The organism is Salinivibrio sp. PR919, assembly GCF_001995355.1.
In the GTDB taxonomy this organism is placed as follows: domain Bacteria; phylum Pseudomonadota; class Gammaproteobacteria; order Enterobacterales; family Vibrionaceae; genus Salinivibrio; species Salinivibrio proteolyticus.
This window is the reverse complement of record NZ_MUFL01000132.1, coordinates 1-5,149: the sequence shown is the minus strand read 5'-3', so window position 1 is coordinate 5,149 and position 5,149 is coordinate 1. Positions and strand designations below refer to the sequence as shown.

Here is a 5,149-nt window from a genome sequence, read left to right as displayed (position 1 = left end):
ACCTTCAATGACGATGTTGTGTTTGAACATGGCCACGGTCGTACTGAGTCTCGCCAGTGCTATGTAATTGATAAAGAATGCTTATCCGGCGACTTTACTCGTTGGCCATCACTACAAAGCCTTGTCATGGTTGAGTCTTTGCGTGTTGAAAAAGGGCGTCCGATGTCGCTGGAGTATCGCTACTATATCAGCTCAAAATCACTGACTGCCGATGAAGCAAGCCGTGCTATCCGCTCGCATTGGGGCATTGAAGCTATGCTCTGGGTGTTAGATGTCAATACGGGTGAAGACGCCTGCCAGATTTATAAAGACAATGGCGCAGCGAACGTAGCCTGTCTGCGACACATGGCCTCAAACATGGTGCGGGCAGAGCCAACCAAGATCAGTTTGGTATCTAAACAGAAGCGTTGTCTCATGAATACCAGCTTCTTAGAAAAGGTTTTAGCCGCAGGCATACCGGCGATGGTTGAAAAATGAACACTCATGCGCTTGCCGTGACTCAAACTCCTTCTGTGGCTTTTATTGGGCTAGGCGTCATGGGGTTTCCCATGGCCGGACATCTACAAAAAAATGGCTTTCCAACCACTGTCTATAACCGCACAACGGCCAAAGCAGAACACTGGTCAGAACAATATCAAGGGGCCTTCGGTACGACACCAGCGGAGGCTGCCGCTCACGCCGATATTGTTTTTATGTGCGTCGGTAACGATGACGATGTGCGAAGCGTCGTGTATGGCGATATCGGAGTGCTTGCCAACATGAAAAAAGGCAGTGTGCTGGTCGATCATACCACGACATCAGCCAAACTGGCCTTAGAGCTCGCCGACGTCTGTGGCCGACAAGGCATCCAGTTTCTAGATGCTCCTGTGTCGGGCGGACAAGCAGGCGCGGAAAATGGCGCATTGACCATTATGGTTGGAGGTGAGCCATCCGTTTTTGAACGCGTTGAACCCGTCATGCGCGCTTACGCCAAGGCAAGCCAGTACATTGGCCCCCATGGCAGTGGACAGCGCTGTAAAATGGCCAATCAAATTTGTATTGCGGGCGTTTTGCAGGGCTTGTCAGAAGCGATCGCATTTGCCCAGTCGGCCAATTTAGATATCGACAAAATGATTAGCGCCATCCAGCACGGTGCAGCAGGCTCGTGGCAGATGAACAACCGCGCCCTTACCATGGCAGACGATCAGTTTGATTTCGGTTTTGCCATTGACTGGATGCGCAAAGACCTTGGCTTTTGTTTAGACGAAGCCGCCAAATTAGGCGTGGATCTCCCTCTCACCCAACAAGTTGATCAGCGTTACGCACAACTTCAACAGCGCGGGTTTAGCCGCTGTGATACCTCTGTTTTAATCAAGCAATTTGATTCAGACACTCAATCCAGCCAATCCTAAATCGCGCCGAGCGTGTCTGGCTCAAGCATGTGCAGGGCCAGGCACTGCGGTATTTCTCCTGAGCCTCTTATTGCTGCAGTTGGATCAGCTCTGTCGCCATCGACGAGACAGACTGCGCACCGCGCTCAATTTCTTCCATCGATGCCGCTACCTGCTCGATTTTATCTTTCCCCGTATCTGATGTGCCTTGGGCTTCTTGTATCGATATTCGTATTGCCTCAATATAGCTACGGTTATTTTCAACGACATTAGCAATCTCGCTGGTTGAAGAGCTGGTCCTTTGCGATAGCTGGCGCACCTCATCGGCAACAACAGCAAATCCCCGCCCTTGCTCACCTGCGCGCGCAGCCTCAATCGCTGCGTTCAGTGAGAGTAAATTGGTTTGCTCTGCGATATCACGAATGGTGTGGACGATTTTTTCAATATCAGCAAACTGCGCATTTAACTTTTCAATGCTGACGGTGGCTTGGCCAACCTGCTGTGCAATCAACGCTGATGTCGTGAGCGCTTCTTGCAAATAGTTAAGCCCCTCTTGGCAGACCTGTGCCGTTTGCTCAGACGTACTGCTAGCAATTTCCGATGCTTCCTTAATGGTGCACTGGATCTCTTGCTCTCGCTCAATGCGTTGAGTGACATCGCGCGCAAACTGAATCACATTGATGATATTTCCTTGACCGTCTCGTATCGGGTTATAGCTTCCTTCGACCCAAATAATGTCACCGGTTTTCGAGAGCACGCGATACAGTCCGGATTGAAACTGTCCTTGGGCAAGCTGAGGCCAAAACTGTGGGTAGTCTTCGTTAAAGGTACTTTCGCACAACACACTGTGAGGCTTACCCTGCAATTGGTCAGCCTGATACCCCACTAGCGAGAGAAAATTGCGATTAGCCGTTTTTATCGTTCCATCAATATCGTACTCCACCACCCCTTGTGAGCGATCGAGTGCTTGCATGATTGAACCCGTTTTATCGGCTTCCTGCTTTCGTTGCGTCACATCCGCCGCGATCTTGACGGCACTGATCACCTTTCCTTGTTCATCTCGCACAGGAAAATAGTTCGCTTCGAGCCATAACGTATTCCCCTGCGCATCAATGCGCTCAAAGATGCCGGAGACGTTCTCGCCTTGCTGAACTTTCTGCCACAACAAGCCGTAGTCTGGGTGGTTGGCAACATGAGGCGGACAGAACATTCGGTGATGCTGTCCCTGAATTTGATCCAAGCGATAACCCACTGCACCAAGAAAGTTCTCGTTAGCCCGAATAATTGTGCCATCTGGTTCAAACTCGATGACAGCATTACCGTCCCATATCGCATTGTACTTTTGCTGTAATACCGTGATTTCAGTATCAGTTAGATTCTTATTCTTTTTCCGTCGTAACATAGTCGCTTTCTCTCTTAGCAAAATGGCTAACCAGAAAATGAGCGCTGTTCTACATCACTTGGCACAACCGCCCACACAAACACATTTAGTCTAGCAAAGCTTTCACAGCTGACCTTTTTTGTATTTATTTGCATACATAAAACGGCGATACGCCTCCGCAACGGCTTTCTACTCCTGCTTTTGGATCAAAAAGTGATAGGATGAAGAGTTAATATGACTGTCACTCGAAAACGTATAAAAGATAAAACGCTGCCCGCGAGTGACTGCGGATGATAAAAGGCAATTTTTCAAATGGTTAACAATAAGATTCAATGGTTTCCGGGCCATATGCACAAGGCGCGGAAAGAAATCGAAGAAGTCGTTCCTAAGATCGATGTGATCATCGAAGTGCTCGACGCACGCATTCCCTTTAGTAGCGAGAACCCGCTGATCCGCACACTGCGTGGCGATAAGCCTGTTATCAAAGTACTGAACAAGCGCGATCTTGCCGATCCTGCCATGACAGATATGTGGATGGCACATCTGGAGCAAGAGCAAGGCGTTTCTGCTATGGCCATCACCACGCAGCAGCAAAGTGAAGTCAATCGAATCATGGAGCGGTGTCGCGCGCTTGCTCCTCATCGCGAGGCCATGGGCAAAAATATTCGCTCGATGATCATGGGGATCCCCAATGTAGGGAAATCAACCATCATTAACAGCCTTGCCGGCCGGGTGATTGCAAAAACCGGTAACCAACCCGCTGTGACGCGCCAGCAGCAACGAATTAACTTGCAAAATGGCGTAGTGCTTTCGGATACACCGGGAATTCTATGGCCGAAAGTAGAGAATCCACATAGCGGTTTTCGCCTCGCGGCAACCGGCGCCGTTAAAGACACGGCAATGGACTACGACGAAGTGGCGTTTTACACCGTCGAATACTTAGCCAGCGCCTATCCAGAGCGTCTGCAAGAGCGTTATCAGCTGGACGATTTACCCGAAACTGAAATCGAGTTGATGGAAGCGATTGGTGCGAAACGCGGTTGTTTGCGTGCTGGCGGGCGGGTCGATATTCATAAAGCATCAGAAATTCTGCTTCACGACCTCCGCGCCGGCGCGCTAGGAGGTATCACCCTAGAAGCGCCCGATATGATTGAAACTGAATTAGTGCAAGTGGAAGAAGAAACCGCACGCCGCGAGGCAGAAAAAGCGGCGAACAAAGAAGCACGGCGTAAGCGCTATTTAAAGAATAAACGCTAAGCACTACCCCGCATCTACCTTGTAAGATGCCGGAGAATCCGCACACAATAAGGCCTGATAGCATCGGGCCTTTTTAATCAAACGTCCCTTTAAGCTTATCACGATAAGATCTGTTTGATATCGGAAGAAATATCACTGATCAATTGCCGAGCGCTCTCATCTCTTTGTTGCACCAAACTGATAAACAGTAAATCTGTGATCACATTTTGCGCCGTGCGGGACGCGATCGACGAACTGCGATGTTTGGTTTCGTCGGCAATGGTATCGAACGTAATGTCTGCGATGTGTCTGATACGACTTCGGCCGGGTCCTAATAAGGCGATCACCTTGGCRCCTTGTTCTTTAGCCGCCTCCGTGGCGACTAAAATCTCTTTTCGTTCCCCCGAAAATGAAATGACAATTTGCACGTCATCCACCCCCAATGTGCGCGCGACGGCAATTTGTACATGACTGTCTTGTTCACACAGCGCCGTGATCCCTAGTTTCAATAATTTAAAACTCAGATCTTTCGCAGTCAGCGCCGAACTGCCAATCCCCACCACTTGTACCCGACGTGCTCCATTAAGCCACGCTACCGCTTGATGACAGGCTTCATAAGAAAGGGCATTGGTAGTTTGAAACATGGCCTCCGTTTTCGCTTTGACTAACTTTTGGGAAATCACCGTCATCGGATCATCAGCTAAGATGTCACTGTGCATCGGTGTCGATTGCATCACTTGCTTACGGCCAATCTCTTCATTCAGCGCCAACTTGAACTCACTGTATCCTTTGTAACCCATTTTTTGGCTGAATTTCACAATGCTCGATTGGCTCACCCCCACCTGCTTAGCCAGCGCTTGGCTCGTTAGCTGCGCCGCTTTCTCTGGATGCGCGACAACCCAATCGCCAATCAGGCACCCGCGCTGCGATAATTGTGTCCGCCGAGCCAAAATTTTATTGATAATTGACATAACGCCTCAACGCCATAAATAAATTATTCCAATATTGGAATTACATCGAATATCCCTAAATTGCTGAAAAAGCATCATTCACCTGCATATTAAGCGCCATTTACCCAATTATTCCAATATTGGAATTACATCGAATATCCCTAAATTGCTGAAAAAGCATCATTCACCTGCATATTAAGCGCCATTTACCC

5 protein-coding genes are annotated in these 5,149 nt (G+C 49.0%); 3 read left to right on the top strand and 2 right to left on the bottom strand.

The features are described from left to right. Together BZG83_RS15815 and BZG83_RS15810 are read left to right on the top strand one after the other, a co-directional pair. The coding region (locus BZG83_RS15815) for an ISAs1 family transposase (RefSeq protein WP_108744066.1) at positions 1-477 on the top strand (477 nt) is incomplete at its 5' end. Then, entirely contained in the window at positions 474-1,391 is a 918-nt protein-coding gene (locus BZG83_RS15810; protein WP_077481984.1) for an NAD(P)-dependent oxidoreductase, read from the top strand. The genes BZG83_RS15815 and BZG83_RS15810, both read left to right, overlap by 4 nt. A 67-nt stretch (positions 1,392-1,458) precedes the next feature. Here the strand turns inward: BZG83_RS15810 and BZG83_RS17110 are convergent, their stop codons facing one another. Further along, positions 1,459-2,772: a methyl-accepting chemotaxis protein gene (locus BZG83_RS17110; protein WP_077481982.1), complete on the bottom strand. Its 1,314-nt coding sequence runs from the start codon at positions 2,770-2,772 to the stop codon at positions 1,459-1,461. 291 nt (positions 2,773-3,063) lie between these two features. On the opposite strand from BZG83_RS17110, the gene ylqF reads away from it, so the two are divergent. Beyond that, positions 3,064-4,008 (top strand): ribosome biogenesis GTPase YlqF, encoded by a 945-nt coding sequence (gene ylqF, locus BZG83_RS15800; RefSeq protein ID WP_077481980.1) that lies wholly within the window; start codon positions 3,064-3,066, stop codon positions 4,006-4,008. Positions 4,009-4,106: 98 nt separating this feature from the next. Here ylqF and BZG83_RS15795 read toward each other — a convergent pair whose 3' ends face one another. Next, complete coding sequence (locus BZG83_RS15795; protein ID WP_077481978.1) at positions 4,107-4,958, bottom strand: SIS domain-containing protein; 852 nt, start codon at positions 4,956-4,958, stop codon at positions 4,107-4,109. Positions 4,959-5,149: the final 191 nt, after the last annotated feature.